Here is a 24852-nt window from a genome sequence, read left to right on the forward strand (position 1 = left end):
GTCGTGGGAGTGGCAGAACAGACAGTTTTCGTGGACAGAGGGGCGGACGGGAAACCCGATGCCGCCGTCGTCCGTGACGCCCTGGGCGTCGGAATCGCCGTCGGTCTCTCCGGGTTCGCCTTCGGAGTGACCTCGGCCGGCAGCGGGATGACGCTTGCGCAGACCTGCGTACTGAGCCTCCTGGTGTTCACGGGAGCCTCCCAGTTCGCCCTGGTGGGCGCGCTCGCGGCCGGGAGCAACCCGTTCACCGCGGCCGCCGGGGCCTTCTTCCTGAGTGTGCGCAACGCCTTCTACGGGCTGCGGCTGTCGCAGTTGCTGTCCCTCCCCCGCGTGGTGCGTCCGTTCGCCGCCCAATGGGTCATCGACGAGACGACCGCCGTCTCGCTCGCCCAGCCCTCCCGGCGGGCCGCCCGCCTCGGGTTCACGGTCACCGGGCTCAGTCTCTACGTGTTGTGGAACGTGACCACCCTGCTCGGCGCGCTGGGTGCGGAGGCCATCGGCGACACCGGCGCGTGGGGGCTCGACGCCGCCGGTCCCGCCGTCTTCCTCGCGTTGCTCGCCCCCATGCTGCGGACCGCCACCGAGCGTGTCGTGGCGGGCCTCGCCGTGCTGCTGGGGCTCGGGCTGCTGCCCGTGCTGCCCGCCGGTGTGCCGGTGCTGGCGGCCGCGCTCGCCGCCCCGCTGGTGCTCTTCCTGACGGGCAGGCGAGGATCCGCGCGGCCGGGAGGCGAGGGGCGGTGAACGTCTGGCTCGCCATCGTGGCGACCGCGGTCGGGGCCTACGCCGTCAAGCTCGCCGGGCTGCTGGTGCCCGAGGGCGTCCTGGAGCGGCCCGTCGTGCGGCGGCTGGCCGCCCTGCTGCCCGTCGCCCTGCTGGCCGCCCTCACGGCCCAGCAGACGTTCGCCGACGGCCGTGTGCTGGTCCTGGACGCCCGCGCGGCCGGGCTCGCCGCGGCCGCCGTCGCCCTGGTGCTGCGTGCCCCCTTCCTGCTCGTGGTCGCCGCCGCCGTGGTCGTCACGGCGGGGGTGCGGGCGATGACGGGCTGACCGGCACGGCGCCCTGGCCGGGGCGGTTTCCGGGAGCGGGATACTGGTGCCATGCGGTTGACGGTTTTCTGGCAGCGGATGTCGGAGCATTTCGGTGCGGGGTACGCCGACACCTTCGCGCACGACCACGTGATGGCGGAGCTCGGCGGCCGCACGGTCCACGAGGCGCTGGACGCGGGCTGGGACGCCAAGGACGTATGGCGCGTGGTGTGCACGGCGATGGACGTCCCCCAGGAGCGGCGCTGAGCCCGCGTGCCGGTGGAAATCGGCGGTTCGCGCCTTTCCTGCAGGCCGTGAGGTGTGTTCCGGGGCGCGACAGTGGTGGGCGGCGGCCGGGTTGTCGGCGGCGTAGGTCAGACTTGCGTCGTGGCCCCGACTGACGAGACCGCGCAGGTCCCCCCGCACCCGGCGCCGGCCGATCCGCCCCGGCCGCCCGCACCGCCGCCCGAGGGCGCGGCCGGGCGGCCCGCCCGCATGCCGCGCTGGCTGCCCCGCGCGATGGTGCTGGCCCTCGCCCTGATCGCCGCCTTCCAGCTCGGCAGCTGGGCCTTCCACCAGCTCACAGGGCTGCTCATCAACATCCTGATCGCCTTCTTCCTCGCGCTCGCCATAGAGCCCGCGGTGAGCTGGATGGCCCACCACGGCCTGAGACGGGGGCTGGCCACCTTCCTGGTCTTCCTCGGTCTGATGCTCCTGACCGCGGGGTTCGTCGTCCTGCTGGGGTCGATGCTCGCCGGGCAGATCATCAAGATCATCGAGGGTTTCCCGGAATACCTGGACTCACTCATCCAGTGGGTCAACACCACGTTCCACACCGAACTCAGACGGGTCGACGTCCAGAACAACCTCGTGCACTCCGACTGGCTGCGGAAGTACGTGCAGAACAGCGCCACGGGCGTGCTGGACGTTTCCGCACAGGTGCTGGGTGGCCTCTTCAGGCTGCTGACGATCACCCTGTTCTCGTTCTACTTCGCGGCCGACGGGCCCCGGCTGCGGCGCGGCCTGTGCTCGGTGATGCCGCCCGCCCGGCAGGCGGAGGTGCTGCGTGCCTGGGAGATAGCAGTCGACAAGACCGGCGGCTATCTGTACTCGCGCGGCCTCATGGCACTGATCTCGGGCGTCGCGCACTACGTCCTGCTGCAGGCGCTGGAGATCCCCTACGCGCCCGTGCTCGCCGTCTGGGTCGGTCTCGTGTCGCAGTTCATCCCGACCATCGGCACGTACCTCGCGGGCGCCCTGCCCATGCTGATCGCGTTCACCGTCAACCCCTGGTACGCGCTGTGGGTGCTGGGGTTCGTCGTGGTGTACCAGCAGTTCGAGAACTACATGCTGCAGCCGAAGCTGACCGCGAGGTCCGTGGACATCCATCCCGCGGTCGCGTTCGGGTCGGTCATCGCGGGCACCGCGCTGCTCGGCGCCGTCGGCGCGCTGATCGCCATTCCGGCGATCGCCACACTGCAGGCGTTCCTGGGCGCCTACGTGAAGCGGTACGACGTCACGGACGACCCCCGCGTCCACGGGCACCGCAACCGCCGCCCCCCGGGCGGTCTCTCCCGAGGGCTGCGCCGGATCCGGGCGGCCCGGCGGACCGCCGGACCGCGGGGTGACTCCGAACCGCGGGGGGACGCGTGACAGTGGGGAAGGCGTGACAGCGGGTCCGTCGGCCGGGGCACGGGCTGTCCGGAGGCGTGGCGGGGCCTCTTCAGAGGTTCAGGAGCCCCCACAGCCCGGCCGTCAGGGCGGCCGCCGTGCGGCAGGCGATCGCCGTCCACACGGCCCGGCGCCGCGCCGGGGCGCCGGGGCGCTCCAGGACGTACGGGACAGCAGCCGGGCCACGGCCGGCAGGACCACCACCGCGTGCAGGCCGATCCCGTGCAGCGGCTTGAGCGGCGTGGTGGAGTGGTGGGCCGCCTCCTGATGTCCCGTGCGGGTCGGTGCGACGCCGTGCGCGATCATCGCGGCCCCGGAGAGCAGTGCCACGACAGGAGCGCGAACCCCGCGCGCACGGCGGACGCCATGCCCTCCGGGCCCGACCGCCGATGCCGGAAGGCGGCCACGGTGAAGGCCGGCAGGACGACGGCCAGGACGCCACCGCCCACGGTGAGGGACATCGAGACCGCCGTGTCGAAAGGGGTCTCCGTGGTGAGGTGCGACGGTACCCGGCGCCACGCCTGAAGCGTGATCCCGGCCACCTCCGCCACGCGCTCGGCGGCGAAGACGACCAGCAGGACGGTACGGGTCCGGGAACCGATGCGCGGCCAGGAGGTGACCCAGGTGAGCGCGGCCGGTGTCAGGCCGAAGGACAGCCCGGAGGTGACGGGGTGCGACCGTGGTGCCGCGTGGCACGCTTGACATGAAAATCGAACATCCATTCATATGAGATCTCCGGCGGGACGCTCGACGGAGGGAACGTCCGTGTGATTCGCGGCGAAGTGCCCGAGTTATCCACAGGCCGGACGGCGTCGAGGCGCATTGTCAGTGGCAGGCGTTAGCGTCTTTGACGTGAAGCGATCGACACAAACGAACCGGGTGGAACCCATGGCAGGAACCGACCGCGAGAAGGCGCTCGACGCCGCGCTCGCACAGATTGAACGGCAATTCGGCAAGGGCGCGGTCATGCGCATGGGTGACCGGACGAACGAGCCCATCGAGGTCATCCCGACCGGATCCACCGCGCTGGACGTGGCCCTCGGCGTCGGCGGCCTGCCGCGCGGCAGGGTGGTGGAGATCTACGGACCGGAGTCCTCCGGCAAGACGACCCTCACCCTGCACGCCGTGGCGAACGCGCAGAAGGCCGGCGGCCAGGTCGCGTTCGTGGACGCCGAGCACGCCCTCGACCCCGAGTACGCGAAGAAGCTCGGTGTCGACATCGACAACCTGATCCTCTCCCAGCCGGACAACGGCGAGCAGGCCCTGGAGATCGTGGACATGCTGGTCCGCTCCGGCGCCCTCGACCTCATCGTCATCGACTCCGTCGCCGCGCTCGTCCCGCGCGCGGAGATCGAGGGCGAGATGGGCGACAGCCACGTGGGTCTGCAGGCCCGTCTGATGAGCCAGGCCCTGCGAAAGATCACCAGCGCGCTCAACCAGTCCAAGACCACCGCCGTCTTCATCAACCAGCTCCGCGAGAAGATCGGCGTGATGTTCGGCTCCCCGGAGACCACGACCGGTGGCCGGGCGCTGAAGTTCTACGCCTCGGTGCGCCTCGACATCCGCCGTATCGAGACGCTGAAGGACGGCACCGACGCGGTCGGCAACCGCACCCGCGTCAAGGTCGTCAAGAACAAGGTGGCGCCGCCCTTCAAGCAGGCCGAGTTCGACATCCTCTACGGCCACGGCATCAGCCGCGAGGGCGGCCTGATCGACATGGGTGTGGAGAACGGCTTCGTCCGCAAGGCCGGTGCCTGGTACACGTACGAGGGCGACCAGCTCGGCCAGGGCAAGGAGAACGCGCGCAACTTCCTGAAGGACAACCCCGACCTGGCCAACGAGATCGAGAGGAAGATCAAGGAGAAGCTGGGCGTCGGTGTCCGCCCGGCGGAGCCCGCCGCCGAGTCCGCCGCCGCCCAGCCCGGCGCGGACGCGGCCGTGACGCCTCCCGCGGCGGACGCCAAGACGGTGCCCGCACCGGCGGCCAAGGCCACCAAGGCGAAGGCCACGGCGGCGAAGTAGCGGAGCATGACACGACGCACCGAGTGGGCCGAGTACACCCACGGGCCCTTCGCGCCGCCCGGTCGGGAGACCGGTGACGCCGACGGCCGGCCCGCCGCGGCCGGGGCCGGTGACGGGGGATACGAGGAGCGCCCGTACGGCACCGACCCGTACGGCACCGACGGGGGGCCGGGGGACGGGACCGGCGGCGGTGGCACGCGGCGCGGTGGCGGCGCGCGCCGCTCCGGGGGCGCGTACACGGGACGAGGCCGAGGACGACGGCGCGGTTTCGGTGAGGAAACCGGCGCCGCACAGGACGGGGGCTCCTCCTCCTCGTCGAGGGCCGAGCAGGGGGAGCCCCCGGGGGACCCGGTGGAGCGGGCACGGGCGATATGCCTGCGCCTGCTCACCGGGACCCCGCGCACACGGAAGCAGCTCGCGGACGCCTTGCGTAAGCGGGAGATCCCGGACGACGTGGCCGAGGGCGTGCTCGACCGGTTCGCGGAGGTCGGTCTGATCGACGACGGAGCGTTCGCCGACGCCTGGGTGGAGTCCCGGCACCACGGCCGAGGTCTGGCCCGGCGGGCGCTCGCCCGGGAGCTCCGGACGAAGGGGGTCGCCCCGACCCTGATCGACGAGGCCGTGGGACGGCTCGACGCCGAGCAGGAGGAGGAGACGGCCCGAGAGCTGGTCGACCGCAAGCTTCGCGCGACACGCGGCCTCGACCGGGACAAGCGACTGCGCCGCCTTGCCGGGATGCTCGCCCGCAAGGGCTACCCGGAGGGCATGGCCCTGCGGGTGGTCCGGCAGGCGTTGGAGGAGGAGGGGGAGGACACGGACGACCTGGGGTTCGAGGGGGGCTGAGAGCGCTTTGTCCTCGTCGCCTGATGCGCGGTGCCCGGGACCGGCGGGAAACGGGCACCGGGCCGCCCTGGGAGCTGCGTCGTGCCGCCGGCCCCGCTCCCCTCAGTGGGCAGTGGGTGGTACGGGTGCGGTGGGGGGACGTCCTGGCTCGAAGGTCACCGGCAGACCTTCGGCGCGCCACGCCTGGAAGCCGCCCACCAGGTCGGTGGCGCGGTGCAGGCCCAGCCGGCGCAGCGACGCGGCGGCCAGGCTGGAGGCGTAGCCCTCGTTGCACACGACGATCACACGCAGGTCGTGGCCGGTGGCCTCGGGGATGCGGTGGCTGCCGGTGGGGTCGAGGCGCCACTCCAGTTCGTTGCGCTCGACGACGACGGCGCCCGGGATGAGGCCGTCGCGGTCGCGCAGGGCGGCGTACCGGATGTCGACCAGCAGGGCACCGTCGCCCTGCGCCGCCCCGTGGGCCTGCCGGGGACCGACGCGATCGAGGCCGGCGCGGACCCGCTCCAGCAACTCATCGACGCCTGACGGGAGTTGGGGGACGGAGGTCACTGCCAGTCCTCCGGGCTCTCGACCTGCTCCAGACGCAGTACGTGGCCCGAGCGGGAGTAGCGGCGGATGCGCGGCAGGGGCGGGTGGTAGGCGTGGACGGAGACGGCGTGTGCGTCGGTGGACTCGTTGAGCACCTCGTGCACGTGGTGGCGGCCGAAGGCGCGGCCCTCGCCGGCCGGCAGCAGGCGCTCCCGGTCGACGTCCTCGGTCAGTTCGAGGGTCTTCCAGCCGTCGGTGGGCAGCCGGGCGGCGAGCGCGTTCTCCTGCAGTTCGCCGCGGGCGGTGAGGAAGGCGCCGACCGAGTCGGCGTGGTCGTGCCAGCCGGTGCCCGTGCCGGGAGGCCAGCCGATCAGCCAGGCCTCGCTGCCGCCGGGGCCGTCGAGACGGATCCAGGTGCGGCCCTCCGGGTCGAGGGGGAGGGAGTCGATCAGCTCCGCGTCGGCGGCGGTGCGGCGGACGAAGTCGAGGAGTTCGGCCTGGGTGGGAGGCGCTTCGGGCCGGGAACCGGCCGGCCCGGCGGAAGCGGAGGGGGCAGCGGGAACGGAAGGCGTAGCAGACATGCGGGGACCGTCCTGAGTCGTCCGTGGCTTCTCCGCGCCGCGCGGCGGCCATTCATGGGCGTGCGCGCACGGGGGGCGGAGAGCCGGAGGTGAACCGAGGGGCCGGGGAGACCGGCCGGGAAAACGTGGGTTCAGCAGGACGGGCTACATACGCAGCCCGCGTAGCGGACGAGGACCATGTGGACCCTCCGCCAAAGGCGCACGCACGTGTCGGTCATGGTCGGGAGTACACCACGGGGGCGGCGGACGGTCAATTCCGGGGCGGGAGCGAGGTGGCGGGCGTGTCGCACCCCCGCCGTCAGGTCGTGTGCGCGGTGGGCTCCTGTGCGGCCAGGGCTGTCGCGGTGGCCGTGTAGAGCGCGGCGGGGTGGACGCCCGCGAGGGCGGTGACCAGGTGGCCGTCGGGGCGGACCAGCAGGACCGTGTGGGGAGCGGCGCCGGGGTAGCCCTCGGTGACCAGGAGCTCCGCGCGGTACGGCAGGGCCGTCACCGCTGCCGCGAGCCGCGGCATGATCCCGGCCGACATCCAGTGCCGCCGCGCCCACACCCCGGTACCCGGAGCGACCAGCACCACCAGCAGCGCCCCGCGCCCCAGCCGGTCCCGCAGCCGCACGAACGTGCCGTCCTCCGCCGTCACCGTCACGTCGACCACGGGCGCCCCCGGTGGGGTGACCACCGGTACCGTCGCCTCGTCGTCCGGCGCCGCCAGGGGGGAACCGGCGTACGCGCCGGGGCCGCCCAGCGGACCCTGTCCCAGGTGGCCGTCGGCGAGCAGCGCGTCGTGGCCGCGCGCCGACCCGGGGACGTACGACCGCAGGCCACCTCCGCCGCGCACCACCGGCAGCGCCCGGTCGGCGGCGCGCAGCCGACCGGAGACGACCGTGCGCCGTTCCTCCTGGTAGCTGTCGAGCAGGGCGTCCCGTGAGTCGTGCGGCTGGTGCCAGGCCGCCGCCAGCTTCCAGGCGAGGTTGTCCGTGTCCCGCAGCCCCTCGTCCAGCCCCTGGGTGCCGAGTGCGCCGAGCAGATGCGCGGAGTCGCCCGCGAGGAAGATGCGCCCGGCGCGCCAGCGGCGTGCGAGCCGGTGGTGCACGGTGTGCACGCCGGTGTCCAGGAGCTCGTACGCCGGTGTGGCGTTCCCGGTCCAGCCCGTGAGCGTCTCGCGGATGCGGCCGACCAGCAGTTCCGGTGTCACGAGTTCCTTGCCGGGCGGCAGCAGCCAGTCCAGCCGCCACACCCCCTCGGGCAGCGGCCGTGCGCTGATCTCGCCGGCCGAGGGGCCCGAGGTGCGCCACGGCGGCAGACGGTGCAGCAACGCCTCGCCGTCCCAGGGGAGTTCGGTGCGCAGGGCGGCCACGGCGTACCGTTCGACGGCCGTGCGGCCCGGGAAGCGGATGTCCTGGAGCTTGCGGACGGTGGAGCGGGGGCCGTCGCAGCCGACCAGGTAACTCCCGCGCCACCAGGTGCCCTTGGGTCCGCGGGTGTGTGCCGTGACGCCCGAGGTGTCCTGTTCGACGCCGTCGAGCCGGCTCTCCACCGCCACCTTCACCAGCGACTGGCGGGCGATCGCCGCCCGCAGGACGCCGGTCAGGACGTGCTGGGCGATGTGGAGGGGAGCGGGACCAGCGGCGCCCGCGCCCGCCGGGTCCCCGGAGTCCTCGGCCGGCACCCCGCGCCCGGCGCCCGCGCCTCCCGCGTTCGTGGCGGACCCGGGACCCCGGGTGCCCTCGGCGACGCCGTATCCGCCCCCGTGTCCGCCGCCCTGTGCCTCGTCCGCCGTCCCCTCGAACACCAGTCGTCGCATCAGCTGTCTGCGCCGCATCGACCGCCAGCCGGTCCAGCGGACGCCGGCCCCGTCGAGCGGGACACCGGTCAGTCGTTCGACGAGAGCGGTGGTGTCCTCACGCAGCACGACGGTGCGGGCGAGCCGTGGTTCGTCCTTGCCCGGACCGTCGTCGAGGACCACGGAGGGAACCTCCTGGCGGGCCAGCGCGAGTGCCAGCGTCAGCCCTACGGGCCCCGCACCGACGATGATCACCGGGTCCACGACGCGGCGCCCCCCGCCCATGACGAAGTCCTCGGGAACGGACGGGAACAGGCAGGTGGAACGGGGTGCACGATCACAGAACGTATGCAACCCATTGCCGCTGCCCGCGTCAAGCGACCGAGTCGGCCTTGATCATCTCGGGTTCCGACGCGGCAGCCAAGTGGGTCAGAGCCACCGTGGGAACGCGCGACGGGGCCCGCCGGTTCCCCGGCGGGCCCCGCTCACGGAAAGTGACCGGTCGTCACCTTTTGCCGACGTCGTCGACGGGCCCACCGGCTCCGGCGCCGAGGGCGCCGACACCGACCACGCCGCCGAGCTCCGCCGCGTTCAGGTCCTCGACGTCCTCGGCGCCCAGCACCGTGCCCGTCCCGCGCTTGCTGCGCCGCAGCCGCCGCTCCAGCCAGCCCGCGAAGGTGGTGAGGGCGAGGTTGAGCAGGATGTAGATCAGGCCCACGACGAAGAAGCTGGGGATGACGTTGGCGTAGAACGCCGCCTCCGTCTTGCGGGCGTTCAGCAGGTCGGTGAAGTTCAGCATCGCGCCACCGAGCGCGGTGTCCTTCACGATGACGACGAGCTGGCTGACGATCGCCGGCAGCATCACCGTGACGGCCTGCGGCAGCAGGATCGACATCATGGTCTGCGACTTGCGCAGACCGATCGCGTGCGAGGCCTCCGTCTGGCCCTTGGGCAGCGACAGGATGCCCGCCCGGACGATCTCCGCGAGCACCGAGGCGTTGTACAGCACCAGGCCGGTGACGACCGCGTAGAGCGGGCGGGTCTCACTGCTCAGGTCCGTGGACTGCACGTAGACCTGGTTGGCGAAGACCATCATCAGCAGCACGGGGATGGAGCGGAAGAACTCCACGACCACCCCGGCCGGCACCCGTACCCACTTGTGGTCGGACAGCCGCGCGATACCGAAGAGCGCGCCCAGCGGAAGCGAGATCACCATGGCCAGGGCCGCGGCCTTGAGGGTCTCGCCGAGACCGGGCAGCAGGTACGTCGTCCAGGTCGTCGAGAGCGTGAACGGCTTCCACTTGGCCCAGGCCATCTGGCCGGCGTCGTCCATCTGCTTGTAGACCCACCACAGCAGCAGGCCGAGCAGGACGACGAAGCCGACGGTGTAGAAGATGTTGCGCTGTTTGGCCCGGGGACCGGGCGTGTCGTACAGGACGGAACTCATCGCTTCACCGCCAGGCGCTTGCCGAGCCAACCGAGGACCAGACCCATCGGCAGCGTGAGGACCACGAAGCCGAGGGCGAAGATGAACGCGATGAGCACCGTCTGTGCCTCATTCTCGATCATCTCCTTCATCAGCAGGGCGGCCTCGCCCACACCGATGGCCGCCGCGACCGTGGTGTTCTTGGTCAGGGCGATCAGGACGTTGGCGAGCGGCACGATGACCGCGCGGAACGCCTGGGGGAGCACGATCAGGGTGAGGACCTGGGTGAAGCTCAGTCCCAGGGCCCGGGCCGCCTCCGCCTGTCCCATCGGCACGGTGTTGATGCCGGACCGCAGCGCCTCGCAGACGAAGGCCGCGGTGTAGGCACTCAGGCCGAGGATGGAGAGCCGGAAGGACAGGGCGTCGAAGTCGTCGGACGCGCCCAGGGTCATGCCGAAGACGTCGGCCAGGCCCAGGGACGAGAACACGATGATGACGGTGAGAGGGATGTTGCGGACGGTGTTCACGTAGAACGTACCGAAGCCGCGCATGAGCGGTACCGGGCTGACCCGCATACCGGCGAGCAGGGTGCCCCAGACCAGCGAACCGATGGCGGAGAAGAGGGTCAGCTTCACCGTCACCCAGAACGCCGCGAGGACGTCGTAGCCTTCAAGAAAATCGAACACGATCTCCCGCGCTTCCACGAGTGCCGAGGGATGTCGGGATGTGCCGCGCCCGCGCGCTGCGGGCGCGGCACATCATGCGTACGGGCTCACCTGCCGTTGTGAACTGCGGCCTGCTCGCCGTACCGGTTGCTGCCGGGCTTTCGCCTACTTGACGATGTTGCCGATCTTCGGGGCGGGCTCGTTCTTGTAGTTCGCCGGGCCGAAGTTGTCCTTGACGGCCTTCTCCCAGGCACCGTCGGAGGACATCTTCTCCAGGGCCTTGTTGATCTTGTCGACCATCTTGGTGTCGCCCTTCTTGACACCGATGCCGTAGTTCTCGTTGCTGAGCTTGAGGCCGGCCAGCTTGACCTTGCCCTTGTACTGCTCCTGGGAGGCGTAGCCCGCGAGGATCGAGTCGTCGGTGGTCACGGCGTCGACAGCGCCGCTGGTCAGTCCGTCGAGGCACTCGGAGTACGTGCCGTACTTACGCAGCTGGGCCTTGGGCGCGATCGTCTTCTTGACGTTCTGCGCCGAGGTCGAACCGGTGACCGAACACAGCTTCTTGCCGTTGAGGTCGGCCCCCTTGGCGATGTTGTCGTCGGCGCGGATCAGCAGGTCCTGGTGGGCGAGCAGGTACGGGCCGGCGAAGTCGACCTTCGCCTTGCGCTCGTCGGTGATCGAGTAGGAGGCGACGATGTAATCGACGTCCCCGCGCTGCAGCGCGTTCTCCCGGTCGGCACTCGGCGTTTCCTTGAACTCGATGTTCTTCTCGTCGTAGCCGAGCTGCTTGGCCACGTACTTGGCGACGTCGACGTCGAAGCCGGTGTAGCTGCCGTCGGGCGTCTTCAGACCGATGCCGGGCTGGTCGAACTTGATGCCGACCGCGATCTTGTCGCCGCCGCCGCCGGAGGACCCGCTGTCCTTGTCGTCCGAACCGCAGGCGGTGGCGGTCACGGCGAGGGCGAGCACGGCGGCCGACGCGGCGGTGATCTTGCGGAGGTTCATGTGTGTGTCCTTTGACTCGTGAAAGCGGTGTGCCGAGGCCGGCGGTGCGTGTGCGGTGCGCCCAGCGGGTGCTGGTGCCGGTACGGAAGTCTGTGTGGGTGGGGGACTGCCCGGACGTCTCCGGACCGTCCCGCGCGGTACGACGGTGTTGCCGCGTAGGCCGGTGCGTGCCGGTGCGGGCGGCACGGTGCCGGGATACGGAGGACCCGGCCGGGTGGGCCGGCGGCGGACCAGGGTGGGGTCCGGGGCGGGTCCGGGTTCTGTCCGGGTTCTCTCCGGGGTGGAGCAGCGGTGGATCGGGGGAGACCAGCGGTAGGTCAGTGGTGGGCTGGGAGTGTGGTCAGGGGTGGGTCAGTGATGCAGGATCTTCGACAGGAAGTCCTTCGCCCGGTCGCTGCGCGGGTTGCTGAAGAACTGATCCGGGGTCGCCTCCTCGACGATCCGGCCGTCCGCCATGAACACCACCCGGTTGGCGGCCGAGCGTGCGAAGCCCATCTCGTGGGTGACGACGACCATCGTCATGCCCTCCTGGGCGAGCTGCTGCATGACCTCGAGCACCTCGTTGATCATCTCGGGGTCGAGCGCCGAGGTCGGCTCGTCGAAGAGCATGACCTTGGGGTCCATGGCCAGCGCCCGGGCGATGGCGACGCGCTGCTGCTGGCCGCCGGAGAGCTGCGCGGGGTACTTGTCGGCCTGGGTGCCCACGCCGACCCGGTCCAGCAGGGCGCGCGCCTTCTCCTCGGCCTGCTTCTTGTCCGCCTTGCGGACCTTGACCTGGCCCAGGGTCACGTTCTCCAGCACCGTCTTGTGCGCGAAGAGGTTGAACGACTGGAAGACCATGCCCACGTCGGCGCGCAGCCGGGCCAGCTCCCGCCCCTCCTGGGGCAGCGGCTTGCCGTCGATGGTGATCTCGCCGGAGTCGATCGTCTCCAGGCGGTTGATGGTGCGGCACAGGGTCGACTTGCCGGACCCGGAGGGCCCGATCACCACGACGACCTCGCCGCGGGTGATGGTCAGTTCGATGTCCTGGAGCACGTGAAGGGCGCCGAAGTGCTTGTTGACGCTCCTCAGGACCACAAGGTCACTGGTCGAGGCCGTACTGTTTTTGGCAACTGCTACTTCGGTCATTGCTGACTGGCTCCGTCCTCCTCGGTTTCGGAGGACAGTAATCAGCCAGGAAAGTGACCGTCAGCACATCTGAGGGAAGGTTGAGCATCACGATCGGATATCGTTCGGTCGCGTGCCGTCATAGGAGCGTCCTGAGCCCGTACCGGGTGGATAACAGAAGTCGCTCGCAACCCGATCCCTCTTGACGGCGTCCTGCATCATCGGCGTCACTGCCATGTGCACACGGCGCGACCTCGTGTCCGCGTGACCACGGCGTACGCGCGTCCGGACGCCTGCGCCCGGACAAGTAGACGCAGCCGCAAGACCACCGAGGAACCGGAGGGCGCCGCCGGATGAGACTGCTCCTCGTCGAGGACGACAACCACGTGGCCGCCGCCCTGTCCGCCGTACTGGCCCGGCACGGCTTCGAGGTCACCCATGCCCGCAGCGGCGAGGAGGCACTGCGCGCACTCGTCCCGGAGAGCGAAGGCTTCGACGTGGTCCTGCTCGATCTGGGCCTGCCCGACCAGGACGGCTACGAGGTGTGCGGCAAGATCCGCAAGCGCACCAGCACCCCCGTGATCATGGTGACGGCCCGCTCCGACGTGCGCTCCCGCATCCACGGCCTCAACCTCGGCGCCGACGACTACGTGGTCAAGCCCTACGACACCGGCGAACTCCTCGCTCGGATCCACGCCGTCAGCCGGCGCACCCCGCACGTGGACGACACCGGGGCCGTCGAGACCGCGCTGCGCCTGGGCGCCGTCCACATCGAGCTGCCCACCCGCCAGGTCCGGGTGGACGGCACGGTGGTCCAGCTCACCCGTAAGGAGTTCGACCTGCTCGCGCTGCTCGCCCAGCGTCCCGGCGTCGTCTTCCGCCGCGAGCAGATCATCAGCGAGGTCTGGCAGACCAGCTGGGAGGGGACCGGACGGACCCTGGAGGTGCACGTCGCCTCGCTCCGCTCCAAACTGCGCATGCCCGCCCTGATCGAGACCGTGCGCGGCGTCGGGTACCGGCTCGTCGCCCCGGCCGCCTAGCGGGGCCGCGTGCACGCACGTCTCCTGCCGCTGCTCATCGTCCTCATGGCGGCGGTCCTGCTCGCGCTCGGCGTTCCGCTCGCCGTCAGCCTGGCCGCCGGGGAACAGCAGAAGGTCGTCGTCGACCGGATCGACGACACCGCGCGCTTCGCCGCGCTCGCCCAGTTCGTCACGGACCGGCCCGCGGGCTGCTCCACACTGGCCGAGAGCGACGAGCGCGGCGAGACCCTGCAGAAGGAACTCAGCACCTACCACGAGGTCTACGGCATCAGCGGCGGCGTCTTCTACCGCGACGAGTGCCCCATGGCCCGCGCGCCCGGCACCTGGCAGGTGCCCGAGGAGGGCGAGGGCCGCGCCGCCTTCGACGAGGCCCTGGCCGGCCGCCGCAGCCACGACCCCCGCCAGGTCTGGCCGTGGCAGCACAGCTCCCTCTTCGTGGCCTCGCCGGTCATCCGCGACGGCGACGTCGTCGCGGTCGTCGTCACGGACTCGCCCACCGGCCAGATGCGCTCCCGCATCCTGCACGGCTGGGTGGTCCTCGTCGCCGGCGAGTTCGCCGCGATGCTGCTCGCCGTCGGCGCCGCGCTCCGGCTGGCCGGCTGGGTGCTGCGGCCGGTACGCGTCCTGGACGCCACCACCCACGACATCGCCACCGGCAGCCTGAAGTCCCGGGTGGCGGCAGCCGGGGGACCGCCGGAACTCCGGCGCCTGGCCCGCTCGTTCAACGAGATGGCCGACAACGTCCAGGACGTGCTGGAGCAGCAGCGCGCCTTCGTCGCCGACGCCTCCCACCAGCTCCGCAACCCGCTCTCGGCGCTCCTGCTGCGGATCGAACTGCTCGCCCTGGAACTGCCCGAGGGCAACGAGGAGATCGCCTCCGTCCGCACCGAGGGCAAACGCCTCGCACAGGTGCTCGACGACCTGCTGGACCTGGCGCTCGCGGAGCACGCCGAGGCCCAGCTCCGGCTCACCGACATCGGGGCGCTGGCCGCCGAGCGCGTCGCGGCCTGGGGGCCGGTCGCCACGGCCAAGGGCGTCCGGCTGGAGGGACAGTGCCCGGCCACCACGGCCTGGGCCGATCCGGTCGCCCTGTCCAGCGCGATGGACGCCGTCATCGACAACGCGCTGAAGTTCACCCCTGAGGGGGAGCGCGTGGAGGTGGAGGTGACCGCCGGGGGCGAGAGCGTGAGCATCCTCGTCCACGACCTCGGCCCCGGCCTCACCGACGAGGAGCTCGCGCGCATCGGCGACCGTTTCTGGCGCAGCACCGCGCACCAGAACATCAAGGGATCCGGACTGGGCCTGTCCATCTGCCGCGCCCTGCTCGCGGCCGGCGGCGGCACCATCGACTTCGCCCACCATGCCCCGCACGGCCTGACGGTGACGGTGACGGTGCCGCGGACACCCGCGCCGCAGGGTGCGTGACGGGGCCTTCGCGCGGCCGGTGCGGCAGGGCCCGGGGCGAGGGGCTCCGTGGCCGGGACCTCGGTGAGGGCCTGCCCTACGGCCGGGGCCTCCGCGAGGCCCTGGCCTACGGCTTGACGGACCGGTAGTACCGGCGGGCGCCCTCGTGCAGCGGCAGTGGGTCCGTGTAGAGCGCGGTGCGCAGGTCCACCCGTTGCGCCGCGTGCACCTTGCGCCCGATGCGATCCCGGCTGTCGATCACCGTACGGGTCAGCTGCTCGGTCAGATCCGCACCGGAGCTCGCCCGGGTCACCAGGATGTTCGCCACCGCGAGGGTGGGCACCGCGTTGCCGTGCTGGGCGTCGGGATACGCGTCGGCCGGCATCACCGCCGCCCGGTAGTAGCGGGACGCGCCGCCCTGCGCGTGCAGCTTGCGCACCAGGTCGGTGCCGATCGGCACCAGCCGCACCGGAAAGCGCTTCGAGAGCTGCGTCACAGTCGCGGTGGGCAGCCCGCCCGACCAGAAGAACGCGTCGATCCGGTGCTCCTCCAGCAGCCGGGGCGCGTCACCGATGCCCGCGGGCAGCGGCGTGATGCCGTCCTGCGGATCGAGCCCGGCCGCGGCCAGGACGTGATCGGCTATCAGCCGCACCCCCGAGCCGGACTCCCCGACCGCGACCTTGTGCCCCTCGAGATCGGCCACCGACCGTATGCCGGAGGAGCGCGCCACGACGAGGTGCACGTAGTCGTCGTACAGACGGGCGCAGCCGCGCAGCGCGTCCGCGCCCTGCCCGTTCGCCAGCTTGTACTCCTCCACGGCGTCGGCCGCGGCGATGGTGAAGTCCGCCTTCCCGGTGGCCACCCGGCGGACGTTCTCCTGGGAGCCGCCGCTGCTCACGAGGCGCACGTCGAGCTGCGGCATCTGCTGGGCGATCTCGCGCTGGAGCAGAACGCCGTACTTCTGGTAGACGCCGGTGGGCGTGCCCGTACTGAGGCTGATCGTGCCGCTGGGCGACGTGCCCCCGAGCGGCAGCAGCCACCACAGCAGCAGCCCGAGCACAACGAGCACGGCCGCCGCCACGTACCGCATCCGGCGCCGGCCGACCCCGGCGAGACCTGTGACCATGCGCGCGATCCTGCCAGCAGGAGGGCCGCGACGGCCAGGGCGGCTCTGCCGGCCCCCCGGGGGCCGCCGGGGGGCAGTCGGGGGACGGCCTACCCTGGAGGGCATGACCAGCAGCAGCGACCGGAGCCCGGCAGTGGACGTTCCCGCACCCAGAAGCTACGAGATCCGCACCTACGGGTGCCAGATGAACGTCCACGACTCCGAACGGCTCTCCGGGCTGCTGGAGGGCGCCGGGTACGTGCGGGCCCCCGAGGGGTCCGACGGCGACGCGGACGTCGTCGTCTTCAACACCTGCGCCGTGCGCGAGAACGCCGACAACCGCCTCTACGGCAACCTCGGCCGCCTCGCGCCCAGGAAGGCCTCGCGCCCCGGCATGCAGATCGCCGTCGGCGGATGCCTGGCGCAGAAGGACCGCGACACCATCGTCAAGAAGGCGCCCTGGGTCGACGTCGTCTTCGGCACACACAACATCGGCAAGCTGCCGGTCCTGCTGGAGCGTGCCCGCGTGCAGGAAGAGGCGCAGGTCGAGATCGCCGAGTCGCTGGAGGCGTTCCCCTCCACGCTGCCGACCCGGCGCGAGAGCGCCTACGCGGCCTGGGTCTCCATCTCCGTGGGCTGCAACAACACCTGTACCTTCTGCATCGTCCCGGCGCTGCGCGGCAAGGAGAAGGACCGCCGCCCCGGCGACATCCTCGCCGAGGTCGAGGCCCTGGTCGCCGAGGGCGTCTCCGAGATCACCCTGCTCGGCCAGAACGTCAACGCCTACGGCTCCGACATCGGCGACCGCGAGGCGTTCAGCAAGCTGCTGCGCGCCTGCGGGAAGATCGAGGGCCTGGAACGGGTCCGCTTCACCTCGCCCCACCCGCGCGACTTCACCGACGACGTGATCGAGGCGATGGCCGCGACCCCGAACGTCATGCCTCAGCTCCACATGCCCCTGCAGTCCGGCTCGGACACGGTCCTGAAGGCCATGCGCCGCTCCTACCGGCAGGAGCGCTACCTCGGGATCATCGAGAAGGTGCGCGCCGCCATCCCGCACGCCGCGATCACCACGGACATCATCGTCGGCTTCCCCGGGGAGACCGAGGAGGACTTCGAGCAGACCCTGCACGTGGTGCGCGAGGCCCGGTTCGCACAGGCGTTCACCTTCCAGTACTCCAAGCGGCCCGGAACGCCGGCGGCCACCATGGAGAACCAGATCCCCAAGGAGGTCGTCCAGGCGCGCTACGAGCGGCTCGTCGCCCTTCAGGAGGAGATCTCCTGGGAGGAGAACAAGAAGCAGGTGGGCCGCACCCTGGAGCTGATGGTCGCCGAGGGCGAGGGCCGCAAGGACGGCGCCACCCACCGCCTCTCCGGCCGCGCCCCCGACAACCGCCTGGTGCATTTCACCAAGCCGGAGCAGGAGGTCCGCCCCGGCGACATGGTCACCGTCGAGATCACCTACGCCGCCCCGCACCACCTGCTCGCCGAGGGCGCCGTACTCGACACGCGCCGCACGCGGGCGGGGGACGCCTGGGCGCTTCGCAACGCCCGGGGGCGGGAGACCGAGCAGAACGGCGTCCTGCTCGGCCTGCCGAAGGTCGGCGTGCCCGAGCCGCTGCCGGTGGCGGCGAGCGGCTGCGGCTGCGACTGATCCGGGCGACGGGGAGCGGCAGAGGCCGGGGGAGCGGCAGGGACGGGGTCGGGGCCGGCGTTAGGCTGCCGATCATGCTTGTCGCCGCAGCCGTCTGCCCCTGTCCGCCCCTGCTGGTGCCCGAGGTGGCCCGGGGAGCCGCGCCCGAGCTGGAGGCCGCGCGTGCGGCGTGCACGGACGCCCTCGGTGTCCTCGCCGCGGCCCGCCCCGATCTGCTCGTCGTCGTAGGGGCGGCCGAGCGGCCGGGGCGGGGCCCGCACCCGGAGGGCACCCGGGGCTCGTTCCGTGGCTTCGGTGTCGATCTGGACGTCCGACTGGGCCGGGAGCGCGGCACCGCGTCCGAGGCGGTGCTGCCGCCCTCGCTGGCCGTCGCCGCCTGGCTGCTGGAGCGCCACGCATGGTCCGGTGCCCCGGTGGAGGGGCTGGGCGTGGGGGAACCGCTCGCCCCCGAGCGCTGCGCCGAGGCAGGCCGGGACCTCGCCGCGCGGGCCGACCGGGTGGCCCTGCTGGTGATGGGGGACGGCAGCGCCTGCCGCTCCCTCAAGGCGCCGGGCTACCTCGACGAGCGGGCCGAGCCGTTCGACGCCCGGGTCGCCGAGGCGCTCGGTGCGGCGGACCCGGACGCCCTGATGACCCTCGATCCCGACCTGGCCCGCACCCTGAAGGTCTCGGGCCGGGCCCCCTGGCAGGTACTGGCGGGCGCGGCAGCCCCGGCCGGCCTCACGGGCACCCTCCTGTACGACGAGGCCCCGTACGGGGTCGGCTACCTGGTGGCGACCTGGTCATGAGGACAGCGGGGCGGCGGCGAGGAGTCTCCCGCCGCACCCGCACTCCTCAGGAGACGGGCGGCGGAGCCGCCCCGCCCGCACCGCCGTTCCCCGGCTCATGACGGCCGAGCCGCTCCACCGCGTGCTTCACCTTCCCCGACCCGCTTCCGATCCGGTCGCGGTACTTGCCCCCGGTCCTCTTGTCGACGACTCGCGCCGCCCTGTCGATTCCTCGTTCGATCCTGTCCCCGTGCCGATCGGCGAGGTCCGAGACCTTGTCCCTGGCCGGGCCCAGCCTGGCCTTCACGTTGTCGAGCAGACCCATGGTGCACCTTCTCCTCGCGGACCGTCAGGTACGGGCGCCCTCGCCGGCCGGCTCACCGGCCTCCTCGCCGACGGCCCGTCCGGCGGACTGCTGCCCGGGGATCTCCGCGCGTTCCCGGGCCGAGGGAACCCCGTCGCCGGCCGTGTCGACCACCGCATCGGCCACCGGGTCCTCCGTCCCGTCGTCGTCGGCCGCTCCGTCGGTGTCCGCCGCAGGGGCCTCCTCCGCGTCCCTGGACTCGCGGACCTCCGCGGGCTCGGCAGCGTCCGTGGACGCCGAGGGCTCGGCCGGACCGGAGGGCGTCGAGGACTCCGATGTCTCGGGGTCCGCCGCGCTCGCGGCGGTCTCCGAGGCCGACGAGGCCTCCCCGGTCTCCGGCGCCCTCTCACCCTCCGCGGGCGTCGAGGACGCCGAGCCCGCCGAAGACGCCGAGCACGCAACGGTCTCCGAGGCTTCCGGAGTCTCCGCGGACCCCGAGGCCTCCCGAGTCTCCGCGGACCCCGTGCTCTCCGGCTTCCGGAAAAGCCGCGTGAAAATACCCATATCCACTCCATACGGTACTCGTGCGGGCGAATTCCCGCGTGGCTCCGGTGCGCCTCTTCGCATCCTCCGGAACGCCGGCGCCCACGAACGGCGGCCGGAACCCCCGCATCCCGCAACGACCCCACTTCGGTGGCGTCACGTAACTCGTTCGAGGAGCGCCCGCGCGGTTTGCGAGACTGGGGTGGTGAGTAGCGCAGCCCCCGCCCCGCGGGTCATCGCCGTCGTCGGGCCGACCGCGGCCGGAAAATCCGATCTGGGTGTCTTCCTCGCCCGGCAACTGGGGGGCGAGGTCGTCAACGCCGACTCCATGCAGTTGTACCGGGGGATGGACATAGGCACCGCCAAACTGACGCCCGAGGAGCGGGCCGGCGTTCCGCACCACCTCCTGGACATCTGGGACGTCACCGTCACCGCGTCCGTCGCCGAATATCAGCGACTGGCCCGCGCCCGTATCGACGCGCTCCTCGCCGAGGGCCGCTGGCCCGTGCTCGTGGGCGGCTCGGGGCTCTACGTCCGCGGAGCCGTCGACAACCTGGAGTTCCCCGGTACCGACCCGGAGCTGCGGGCCCGGCTGGAGGAGGAACTGGTACTGCGCGGTTCCGGCGCGCTGCACGCGCGACTGGCCGCCGCCGACCCCGAGGCCGCGCACGCCATCCTGCCCGGCAACGGACGGCGGATCGTGCGGGCCCTGGAGGTCATCGAGATCACCGGCAAGCCGTTCACCGCCAATCTCCCCGGACACGACTCGGTGTACGACACCGTGCAGATCGGGGTCGACGTGGCGCGCCCCGAGCTCCACGACCGCATCACGCGCCGGGTGGACCGCATGTGGGAGGCGGGGCTCGTCGACGAGGTGCGCGCGCTGGAGGCGCGGGGCCTGCGCGAGGGGCGCACGGCCTCCCGGGCACTGGGCTACCAGCAGGTGCTCGCGGCGCTTGCCGGGGAGTGCACGGAGGAGGAGGCGCGCGCCGAGACCGTACGCGCCACCAAGCGCTTCGCGCGCCGTCAGGATTCGTGGTTCAGACGCGACCCGAGGGTGCATTGGCTGAGTGGGGCCGCGGCCGACGTCCGGGAACTTCCGCGGCTCGCCCTCGCGTTGGTCGAACGACCGGTCACAGCCTGATCACGTGATGGCATCGGGACGCTCCGGCCGCCGTACGGGCCATCGGGGGCGTGCCATCATCGAGCTTCGATCGCAAGTGGAGTCCGAGTGGGGAGGGCGCGTGGCGATGGAGGCCGGCCCTCGTGACACAGCACACGCCGCGGTGCACGGCGCCGCGGAGAGCACCGGGCGTCCGCAACCGGAGACGGACGGCGACCTCGACGAGACCGCGCCCGAGTTCGGTGACGCCCCGTCGCTGCCGGACGACGACCGGCTCGGCGAGGACGTCGGACCGCTCAGTTCCGACGGCCCCGACGACGAACCGGAGCCGGTGGGCGTGACCGACGACGGCCCCGACCCGGAGGAGCTCTCCCCCGGGCCCGAGGTCGAGGTGGAGCTGCGCCCGCAGCGCCGACTACGCATCTGGCAGCTCGCGCCCATCGTCGGCCTGGCCGCGGGCGGCTCGCTGATGTTCGCCTTCCCGCTGGCCTTCGAGTTCGGCGACGGCGGCGCCGTGGTCGCCATGCTCGGGCTGCTCATCTGCTCCTGCGCCGCGGGGTGGGGCATGATGGCCGCCCGCCGGGTGGGCTACGCCTGGCCCGGACTGCCCGCGCGCGGGTCCGGCCGACGGCCCGAGTGGCGGGTCGTCCTGGCCTACGCGGTGGTGGTCGCCGCGGTCGCGGTGCTCGCCGTGTGGCGGGTGGCCCGCCTGCGCTGACCCTACGGGCGGCGGAGTGTCGTACCCACCCCGTACGATCGAGGAATGAGCACGCGGATCGCCTTCCTCAAGGGTCACGGCACGCAGAACGATTTCGTGATCGTCCCGGACCCCGAGAACGCCCTCGACCTCCCCGCGGCCGCCGTCGCCGCGCTGTGCGACCGCCGCGCGGGCATCGGCGGGGACGGCATGCTGCGCGTCGTACGCTCCGCGGCGCACCCCGAAGCCCGGGAGATGGCGGCCGAGGCCGAGTGGTTCATGGACTACCGCAACGCGGACGGCTCGGTCGCTGAGATGTGCGGCAACGGCGTCCGGGTCTTCGCGCGCTACCTCGAGCGCGCCGGATACGTCGGGGCGGGAGACCTCGCGATCGCCACCCGCGGCGGCGTGAAGCGGGTCCACCTCGCCAAGGACGGGGACGTGACGGTCGGCATGGGCCGGGCGCGGCTCCCGGAGGGCGAGGTCACCGTGCGCGTCGGCGAGCGCAGCTGGCCCGCGCGCAACGTCAACATGGGCAATCCGCACGCCGTGGCCTTCGTGGACGATCTCGCGCACGCGGGGGATCTGCTGGCGCCGCCGCCGGTCGCTCCGGCGGCCGCCTACCCGGACGGCGTGAACGTCGAGTTCGTGGTCGACCGGGGGCCGCGGCACGTCGCGATGCGGGTGCACGAGCGGGGCTCGGGGGAGACGCGGTCGTGCGGCACGGGTGCCTGTGCGGTGGCCGTCGCGGCGGGGCGCCGGGACGGGGCGGACCCGCAGGTGACGGGCAACGCCTCGACGTACACGGTGGACCTGCCGGGCGGCAGGCTGGTGATCACGGAGTACCCCGGGGGCGAGATCGAGATGACGGGCCCCGCGGTGATCGTGGCGGAGGGGGAGATCGACGAGGAGTGGCTGCGGGCGGTCGGTTCCGCCTGAACCAGCGGGTCGGTCCTCTGCGCCTACCGCGCATCGTTCTCGCGCGTCCACCAGGGACGAAGTGGCCGGGTGCCGGATTCGGGAAGAGTGAAGGCGCCCGGGGTGTTGACGTGGGGGCAAGCACAGCCGGCGAGAGGTAAACCTCGTACGACGTCGCTCGATGGGGTGATCCGTTTCACGCTCGGCGGGAGGCGGTCGGACACCCGTGGTGGGCTCGGTAGCATCAAGCACCGGCCCGGACGGGGAACAACGCCAGTCCCCGAGCCGCGCACCGTCAAGGGGAACCCGTCCGCCGGTCTAGTAGCCGGAGGTGCCCATTGAGTGCGGAGGCCACGACCCCTGCCACGCCCGCCCCCACGACGTCCGCGCCCGCGCCGTCGACGACACCCCCGGCGCCGGCCCCGCGCCCGGCAGCACCCCCCGCACGTCCGGCCCCGGCACCCGAGGACCCTCCCGCGGCCACCGCCGCGAGCCCCCGCCGCAAGAGCCGCCATCTCGACCTCCGCCGCCTCAGCCGCGCCGCCCTCCGCGGGCCCGCCGCGCGCGACCGGCTCCCCGACGCCATCGGCCACGTCGTCGAGGCGCACCGCGCCCACCATCCCGACGCCGACCTCGACCCTCTCCGTCGCGCCTACCTCCTCGCCGAGTCCTCCCACCGCGGCCAGATGCGCAAGAGCGGCGAGCCGTACATCACGCACCCGCTCGCCGTCACCCTGATCCTCGCGGAGCTCGGCGCCGAGACCACGACGCTGACGGCGTCCCTCCTCCACGACACGGTCGAGGACACGGACGTCACCCTCGCCCAGGTCGGCGAGGAGTTCGGCGAGGAGGTCCGCTACCTCGTCGACGGCGTCACCAAGCTCGAGAAGGTCGACTACGGCGCCGCCGCCGAGCCCGAGACCTTCCGCAAGATGCTCGTCGCGACCGGCAACGACGTCCGCGTGATGTCGATCAAACTCGCCGACCGGCTGCACAACATGCGCACCCTCGGCGTCATGCGCCCCGAGAAGCAGGAACGCATCGCCAGGGTCACCAGCGACGTCCTCATCCCGCTCGCCGAACGCCTCGGTGTCCAGGCTCTCAAGACCGAGCTGGAGGACCTGGTCTTCGCGATCCTGCGCCCCGAGGAATACGCGCACACCCGCGAACTGATCGCCCGCAACGCGGAACGCGGGACCGACCCCCTCACCGAGGTCGCCGAGGAGGTCCGCGCCGTCCTGCGCGAGGCGGGCATCTCCGCCGAAGTCCTCATCCGGCCCCGGCACTTCGTCTCCGTGCACCGTGTCTCCCGCAAACGCGGCACCCTGCGCGGCACCGACTTCGGCCGGCTGCTCGTCCTGGTCGCCGAGGACGCCGACTGTTACGCCGTGCTCGGCGAACTGCACACCTGTATGACGCCGGTCGTCTCGGAGTTCAAGGACTTCATCGCCGTACCCAAGTTCAACCTGTACCAGTCGCTGCACACCGCCGTCGCCCGCCCGGACGGCGAGGTCGCCGAGGTCCTCGTCCGCACCCACCAGATGCACAAGGTCGCCGAGGCCGGCGTGGTCGCCCTCGGTAATCCGTACGCCCCCGGAGCCGAGGACCCGGCCGACGGCGAGCGTGCCGACCCCACCCGCCCCGGCTGGCTCTCCCGCCTCCTGGAGTGGCAGGAGGCGGTCCCCGACACCGACATCTTCTGGTCGGCACTGCGCGAGGACCTCGCCCAGGACCGCGAGATCACCGTCTTCCGCCCCGACGGCGGCACGCTCGGCCTGCCCGAGGGCGCCACCTGCGTCGACGCCGCCTACGCCCAGTACGGCGAGGACGCGCACGCCTGCATGGGCGCCCGTGTGAACGGCCGGCTGGCCACGCTCAGCACGGTGCTGAGGGACGGGGACGCGGTCGAACTCCTCATGGGCCAGGACGCGGCCTCCGAGCCGTCCCGGGAGTGGCTGGAGCACGCGCACACCCCCGCCGCGCGCATCGCCATCCAACGCTGGCTCACCGCGCATCCCCCGACGGCGCCCGCCGCCTCCGTCCCCGCCGACGGCGCGGAGGGCGCGGGTGCGGAGGGTGCGCGCCCGGTGCCCGCGACCGCGCCCCAGCCCGGCTCCACGCGGACCCCGGCAGGCGTCGTCGCCGACCGGCCCGGGGCTCCTGTACGGCTCGCCGGATGCTGCACGCCCGTACCGCCCGACGAGATCACCGGTTTCACCGTGCGCGGGGGAGCGGTGACCGTGCATCGCGTCGAGTGCGCCGGAGCGGCGCGCATGAAGAGCGCCGGGCGCGCGGAGGTCGACGTGCGCTGGGGGGACACCACCGACTTCCGGGTGACGCTCGTCGCCGAGTCCTTCGGCCGCCCCCACCTGCTCGCCGACCTCACCGAGGCGATCGCCCGGGAGGGCGTCGGCATCGTCTCGGCGACCGTCGCACCGCCGAGCCAGCAGCGGGTGCGGCACACGTACACCCTCCAGCTCCCGGACGCCGCGCAGCTTCCCGCCCTGATGCGGGCCATGCGCGACGTCCCCGGCGTCTACGACGTCGACCGCGCCTCGCATTCCAACGCCACGGCACGGAGCCTCGGGCACCGCTGATCACCTATCGGACGTGTCGGACCGGATTTGCCGGACCGGGCTGAGCG

Annotated in this window: 24 protein-coding genes and 1 pseudogene; 14 read left to right on the forward strand and 11 right to left on the reverse strand. The window is 72.3% G+C overall.

The genetic code is table 11. The annotated features are described in order from the left end of the window. Positions 1–9: 9 nt before the first annotated feature. From QFZ64_RS25665 to QFZ64_RS25680, 4 genes are all read left to right on the forward strand, one after another. Positions 10–741: an AzlC family ABC transporter permease gene (locus QFZ64_RS25665; RefSeq protein ID WP_307069558.1), complete on the forward strand. Its 732-nt coding sequence runs from the start codon at positions 10–12 to the stop codon at positions 739–741. Continuing rightward, the gene (locus QFZ64_RS25670) at positions 738–1046 is read left to right on the forward strand and encodes an AzlD domain-containing protein (RefSeq protein ID WP_307069559.1); all 309 of its coding nucleotides are present in this window, start codon (positions 738–740) and stop codon (positions 1044–1046) included. The genes QFZ64_RS25665 and QFZ64_RS25670 overlap by 4 nt, the downstream gene beginning before the upstream one ends. Before the next feature lie 51 nt (positions 1047–1097). Continuing rightward, positions 1098–1292 (forward strand): DUF3046 domain-containing protein, encoded by a 195-nt coding sequence (locus tag QFZ64_RS25675; protein ID WP_307069561.1) that lies wholly within the window; start codon positions 1098–1100, stop codon positions 1290–1292. Positions 1293–1412: 120 nt separating this feature from the next. Next, positions 1413–2678 carry an AI-2E family transporter gene (locus QFZ64_RS25680; RefSeq protein WP_307069563.1) on the forward strand — a complete coding sequence of 422 codons (1266 nt, stop codon included), beginning with the start codon at positions 1413–1415 and terminating at the stop codon, positions 2676–2678. A 70-nt stretch (positions 2679–2748) separates the two neighbouring features. Here QFZ64_RS25680 and QFZ64_RS25685 read toward each other — a convergent pair. Beyond that, positions 2749–3367: pseudogene (locus QFZ64_RS25685) on the reverse strand (hypothetical protein); the annotation flags it as partial. 217 nt (positions 3368–3584) lie between these two features. Here QFZ64_RS25685 and recA point away from each other — a divergent pair. Continuing rightward, a complete protein-coding gene (recA, locus tag QFZ64_RS25690) occupies positions 3585–4718 on the forward strand; it encodes a recombinase RecA (RefSeq protein WP_307069565.1) in 1134 nt (377 codons plus the stop codon). A 6-nt stretch (positions 4719–4724) separates the two neighbouring features. After that, positions 4725–5561, forward strand: a complete 837-nt coding sequence (gene recX, locus QFZ64_RS25695; protein ID WP_307069567.1) for a recombination regulator RecX — start codon at positions 4725–4727, stop codon at positions 5559–5561. 102 nt (positions 5562–5663) lie between these two features. On the opposite strand, the gene QFZ64_RS25700 is transcribed toward recX, so the two are convergent. The 7 genes from QFZ64_RS25700 to QFZ64_RS25730 form a co-directional block, all read right to left on the reverse strand. Beyond that, complete coding sequence (locus tag QFZ64_RS25700; RefSeq protein ID WP_307069568.1) at positions 5664–6110, reverse strand: rhodanese-like domain-containing protein; 447 nt, start codon at positions 6108–6110, stop codon at positions 5664–5666. Beyond that, the gene (locus QFZ64_RS25705; protein ID WP_307069570.1) at positions 6107–6670 is read right to left on the reverse strand and encodes a cysteine dioxygenase; all 564 of its coding nucleotides are present in this window, start codon (positions 6668–6670) and stop codon (positions 6107–6109) included. Before QFZ64_RS25705 ends, QFZ64_RS25700 begins: the two co-directional genes overlap by 4 nt. Before the next feature lie 298 nt (positions 6671–6968). Beyond that, entirely contained in the window at positions 6969–8735 is a 1767-nt protein-coding gene (locus QFZ64_RS25710; RefSeq protein WP_373430664.1) for an FAD-dependent monooxygenase, read from the reverse strand. A 220-nt stretch (positions 8736–8955) separates the two neighbouring features. Continuing rightward, entirely contained in the window at positions 8956–9897 is a 942-nt protein-coding gene (locus tag QFZ64_RS25715) for an amino acid ABC transporter permease (protein WP_307069572.1), read from the reverse strand. Beyond that, the gene (locus QFZ64_RS25720; RefSeq protein ID WP_307069574.1) at positions 9894–10562 is read right to left on the reverse strand and encodes an amino acid ABC transporter permease; all 669 of its coding nucleotides are present in this window, start codon (positions 10560–10562) and stop codon (positions 9894–9896) included. The genes QFZ64_RS25715 and QFZ64_RS25720 overlap by 4 nt, the downstream gene beginning before the upstream one ends. 144 nt (positions 10563–10706) lie before the next feature. Continuing rightward, a complete protein-coding gene (locus QFZ64_RS25725; RefSeq protein ID WP_307069577.1) occupies positions 10707–11546 on the reverse strand; it encodes a glutamate ABC transporter substrate-binding protein in 840 nt (279 codons plus the stop codon). 351 nt (positions 11547–11897) lie between these two features. After that, complete coding sequence (locus tag QFZ64_RS25730; protein WP_307069580.1) at positions 11898–12674, reverse strand: amino acid ABC transporter ATP-binding protein; 777 nt, start codon at positions 12672–12674, stop codon at positions 11898–11900. Positions 12675–13006: 332 nt separating this feature from the next. On the opposite strand from QFZ64_RS25730, the gene QFZ64_RS25735 reads away from it, so the two are divergent. Together QFZ64_RS25735 and QFZ64_RS25740 are read left to right on the forward strand one after the other, a co-directional pair. Continuing rightward, positions 13007–13693, forward strand: a complete 687-nt coding sequence (locus QFZ64_RS25735; protein ID WP_307069582.1) for a response regulator transcription factor — start codon at positions 13007–13009, stop codon at positions 13691–13693. A gap of 9 nt (positions 13694–13702) precedes the next feature. After that, positions 13703–15118 (forward strand): HAMP domain-containing sensor histidine kinase, encoded by a 1416-nt coding sequence (locus QFZ64_RS25740; RefSeq protein ID WP_307069584.1) that lies wholly within the window; start codon positions 13703–13705, stop codon positions 15116–15118. Positions 15119–15224: 106 nt separating this feature from the next. On the opposite strand, the gene QFZ64_RS25745 is transcribed toward QFZ64_RS25740, so the two are convergent. Continuing rightward, positions 15225–16223 carry a TAXI family TRAP transporter solute-binding subunit gene (locus QFZ64_RS25745; RefSeq protein ID WP_307069586.1) on the reverse strand — a complete coding sequence of 333 codons (999 nt, stop codon included), beginning with the start codon at positions 16221–16223 and terminating at the stop codon, positions 15225–15227. 103 nt (positions 16224–16326) lie between these two features. Between QFZ64_RS25745 and miaB the strand changes: the two genes are divergently transcribed. Together miaB and QFZ64_RS25755 are read left to right on the forward strand one after the other, a co-directional pair. Further along, positions 16327–17856 carry a tRNA (N6-isopentenyl adenosine(37)-C2)-methylthiotransferase MiaB gene (gene miaB, locus QFZ64_RS25750; RefSeq protein ID WP_307069588.1) on the forward strand — a complete coding sequence of 510 codons (1530 nt, stop codon included), beginning with the start codon at positions 16327–16329 and terminating at the stop codon, positions 17854–17856. Positions 17857–17930: 74 nt separating this feature from the next. Then, positions 17931–18644: a class III extradiol dioxygenase subunit B-like domain-containing protein gene (locus QFZ64_RS25755; RefSeq protein WP_307069590.1), complete on the forward strand. Its 714-nt coding sequence runs from the start codon at positions 17931–17933 to the stop codon at positions 18642–18644. A gap of 46 nt (positions 18645–18690) precedes the next feature. Here the strand turns inward: QFZ64_RS25755 and QFZ64_RS25760 are convergent, their stop codons facing one another. Together QFZ64_RS25760 and QFZ64_RS25765 are read right to left on the reverse strand one after the other, a co-directional pair. Further along, positions 18691–18948: an antitoxin gene (locus QFZ64_RS25760; protein ID WP_307069593.1), complete on the reverse strand. Its 258-nt coding sequence runs from the start codon at positions 18946–18948 to the stop codon at positions 18691–18693. A 24-nt stretch (positions 18949–18972) separates the two neighbouring features. Then, positions 18973–19113 (reverse strand): hypothetical protein, encoded by a 141-nt coding sequence (locus QFZ64_RS25765; RefSeq protein ID WP_307069595.1) that lies wholly within the window; start codon positions 19111–19113, stop codon positions 18973–18975. A gap of 562 nt (positions 19114–19675) precedes the next feature. Here QFZ64_RS25765 and miaA point away from each other — a divergent pair. The 4 genes from miaA (at position 19676) to QFZ64_RS25785 (ending at position 24805) form a co-directional block, all read left to right on the forward strand. After that, positions 19676–20614, forward strand: coding sequence for a tRNA (adenosine(37)-N6)-dimethylallyltransferase MiaA (gene miaA, locus QFZ64_RS25770; RefSeq protein ID WP_307069597.1), 939 nt, complete (start codon positions 19676–19678; stop codon positions 20612–20614). Positions 20615–20720: 106 nt separating this feature from the next. Beyond that, the gene (locus QFZ64_RS25775) at positions 20721–21311 is read left to right on the forward strand and encodes a hypothetical protein (protein WP_307071862.1); all 591 of its coding nucleotides are present in this window, start codon (positions 20721–20723) and stop codon (positions 21309–21311) included. 45 nt (positions 21312–21356) lie between these two features. Beyond that, the gene (gene dapF / locus QFZ64_RS25780) at positions 21357–22229 is read left to right on the forward strand and encodes a diaminopimelate epimerase (protein WP_307069599.1); all 873 of its coding nucleotides are present in this window, start codon (positions 21357–21359) and stop codon (positions 22227–22229) included. Positions 22230–22546: 317 nt separating this feature from the next. Next, on the forward strand, positions 22547–24805 hold the full coding sequence (locus tag QFZ64_RS25785) for a bifunctional (p)ppGpp synthetase/guanosine-3',5'-bis(diphosphate) 3'-pyrophosphohydrolase (protein WP_307069600.1): 2259 nt from the start codon (positions 22547–22549) through the stop codon (positions 24803–24805). Positions 24806–24852: the final 47 nt, after the last annotated feature.

It is taken from the genome of Streptomyces sp. B3I8 (assembly GCF_030816915.1).
Classification (GTDB): domain Bacteria; phylum Actinomycetota; class Actinomycetes; order Streptomycetales; family Streptomycetaceae; genus Streptomyces.

Coding starts and splice junctions, on each gene's coding strand:
- QFZ64_RS25675 (WP_307069561.1), top strand. CDS start 1,098: ATGCGGTTGACGGTTTTCTGGCAGCGGATGTCGGAGCATTTCGGTGCG.
- recA (WP_307069565.1), top strand. CDS start 3,585: ATGGCAGGAACCGACCGCGAGAAGGCGCTCGACGCCGCGCTCGCACAG.
- recX (WP_307069567.1), top strand. CDS start 4,725: ATGACACGACGCACCGAGTGGGCCGAGTACACCCACGGGCCCTTCGCG.
- QFZ64_RS25705 (WP_307069570.1), bottom strand. CDS start 6,670: ATGTCTGCTACGCCTTCCGTTCCCGCTGCCCCCTCCGCTTCCGCCGGG.
- QFZ64_RS25710 (WP_373430664.1), bottom strand. CDS start 8,735: ATGGGCGGGGGGCGCCGCGTCGTGGACCCGGTGATCATCGTCGGTGCG.
- QFZ64_RS25715 (WP_307069572.1), bottom strand. CDS start 9,897: ATGAGTTCCGTCCTGTACGACACGCCCGGTCCCCGGGCCAAACAGCGC.
- QFZ64_RS25725 (WP_307069577.1), bottom strand. CDS start 11,546: ATGAACCTCCGCAAGATCACCGCCGCGTCGGCCGCCGTGCTCGCCCTC.
- QFZ64_RS25730 (WP_307069580.1), bottom strand. CDS start 12,674: ATGACCGAAGTAGCAGTTGCCAAAAACAGTACGGCCTCGACCAGTGAC.
- QFZ64_RS25735 (WP_307069582.1), top strand. CDS start 13,007: ATGAGACTGCTCCTCGTCGAGGACGACAACCACGTGGCCGCCGCCCTG.
- QFZ64_RS25745 (WP_307069586.1), bottom strand. CDS start 16,223: ATGGTCACAGGTCTCGCCGGGGTCGGCCGGCGCCGGATGCGGTACGTG.
- miaB (WP_307069588.1), top strand. CDS start 16,327: ATGACCAGCAGCAGCGACCGGAGCCCGGCAGTGGACGTTCCCGCACCC.
- QFZ64_RS25755 (WP_307069590.1), top strand. CDS start 17,931: ATGCTTGTCGCCGCAGCCGTCTGCCCCTGTCCGCCCCTGCTGGTGCCC.
- QFZ64_RS25760 (WP_307069593.1), bottom strand. CDS start 18,948: ATGGGTCTGCTCGACAACGTGAAGGCCAGGCTGGGCCCGGCCAGGGAC.
- QFZ64_RS25775 (WP_307071862.1), top strand. CDS start 20,721: ATGGAGGCCGGCCCTCGTGACACAGCACACGCCGCGGTGCACGGCGCC.
- dapF (WP_307069599.1), top strand. CDS start 21,357: ATGAGCACGCGGATCGCCTTCCTCAAGGGTCACGGCACGCAGAACGAT.